General features: G+C 66.2%; 2 protein-coding genes. Both read right to left on the bottom strand.

Features of this window, described 5'->3' with window-relative positions; genetic code table 11:
- The coding region (gene atpD, locus MFF30_RS25535) for a F0F1 ATP synthase subunit beta (protein ID WP_238283047.1) at nt 1-1,254 on the bottom strand (1,254 nt) is incomplete at its 3' end.
- Nucleotides 1,255-1,300: 46 nt separating this feature from the next.
- The coding region (locus MFF30_RS25530) for a F0F1 ATP synthase subunit gamma (RefSeq protein WP_238283046.1) at nt 1,301-1,780 on the bottom strand (480 nt) is incomplete at its 5' end.

Below are 1,780 nucleotides of genomic sequence, written 5' to 3'. Positions count from 1 at the left end.
CTTGCGGGCGCGCGCGACGGTGAGCTTGTCCTCTTCCGAGAGCTCGTCCATGCCCAGGATCGCGATGATGTCCTGAAGGGCCTTGTAGCGCTGCAGCGTCTGCTGGACCTTACGGGCGACGTCGTAGTGCTCCTCGCCGAGGACGGCGGGGTTGAGCATGCGCGAGGTGGAGTCCAGCGGATCCACGGCCGGGTAGATGCCCTTCTCGGCGATCGAGCGCGACAGCACGGTCGTGGCGTCGAGGTGGGCGAACGAGGCGGCGGGCGCCGGGTCGGTCAGATCGTCGGCCGGCACGTAGATGGCCTGCACCGAGGTGATCGAGCCCTTCGTGGTGGTGGTGATGCGCTCCTGCAGGGCGCCCATGTCGGTGGCCAGCGTCGGCTGGTAGCCCACCGCCGAAGGGATGCGGCCCAGCAGCGCCGACACTTCCGAACCGGCCTGGGTGAAGCGGAAGATGTTGTCCACGAAGAACAGCACGTCCTGGCCCTGGTCGCGGAAGTCCTCGGCGATGGTCAGGCCGGTGAGGGCGACGCGCGAGCGGGCGCCGGGGGACTCGTTCATCTGGCCGTAGACCAGGGCGCACTTGGAGCCCTCGGCCGAGCCGTTGTGCTCCTTGGGGTCCATGTTGACCTTGGACTCGATCATCTCGTGATAGAGATCGTTGCCCTCGCGGGTGCGCTCACCGACGCCGGCGAACACCGAGTAGCCGGAGTGCACCTTGGCGATGTTGTTGATGAGTTCCATGATCAGCACGGTCTTGCCCACGCCGGCGCCGCCGAACAGGCCGATCTTGCCGCCCTTGGCGTAAGGGGCGAGAAGGTCGACCACCTTGATGCCGGTGACGAGGATCTGCGACTCGGTGGACTGCTCGGAATAGGCAGGCGCCGGCTGGTGGATGGCGCGCAGCGTCTCCGACTGGATCGGGCCGGCCTCGTCGATCGGCTCGCCGATGACGTTCATGATGCGGCCGAGGGTGTTGAAACCGACCGGGACCTTGATGGCCTCGCCGGTGTCGGTGACTTCCTGGCCGCGCACCAGGCCTTCCGAGGTGTCCATGGCGATGCAGCGCACGGTGCTCTCGCCGAGCTGCATGGCGACTTCGAGAACGAGGCGGCTGCCGTTGTTCTTCGTCTCCAGGGCGTTGAGAATCTCGGGCAGGTGGCCGTCGAAGTGCACGTCGACCACGGGGCCGATGACCTGGGTGATCTTGCCGACCTTGTTCGAGCCGGCGCCGGGGAGAGCGGTGTTCGCCATGTTACGGGTCCTTTGGATACGTTGCGTTCAGGGCGTCGGAGAGCGCTTAGAGCGCTTCGGCACCCGAGATGATCTCGATGAGTTCCTTGGTGATCATGGCCTGACGCGTCCGGTTGTAGATCTGCGTCTGCTTCTTGATCATTTCGCCGGCGTTGCGCGTGGCGGAGTCCATGGCACCCGTCCGGGCACCCTGCTCGGAAGCGGCGTTCTCCAGGAGCGCGCGGAACACCTGGACGGTGAGGTTGCGCGGCAGCAGCGTGTCGAGGATGGCCTCCTCGCTCGGCTCGAACTGCAGGGCGGCGTCGGGAGCCGTGGCGCCGGTCTCCGGCAGCTCGGCCGGGATGAGCTTCTGCGCGGTCGGGATCTGCGAGATCACGGAGCGGAAGCGCGAGTAGAACAGGGTCGCGACGTCGAATTCACCGGCATCGAAACGCGCGATGATGCTGTCGGCGATCTCAGCGGCGAATTCGTAATCGACCGCCTTGTTGCCGCGCAGATCCCGGTTCTCGATGATCTCGTCGCGGAA

This window comes from Methylobacterium goesingense, from assembly GCF_022179225.1.
Taxonomy (GTDB): domain Bacteria; phylum Pseudomonadota; class Alphaproteobacteria; order Rhizobiales; family Beijerinckiaceae; genus Methylobacterium; species Methylobacterium goesingense.
This window is presented reverse-complemented; position numbering and strand designations above follow the sequence as displayed.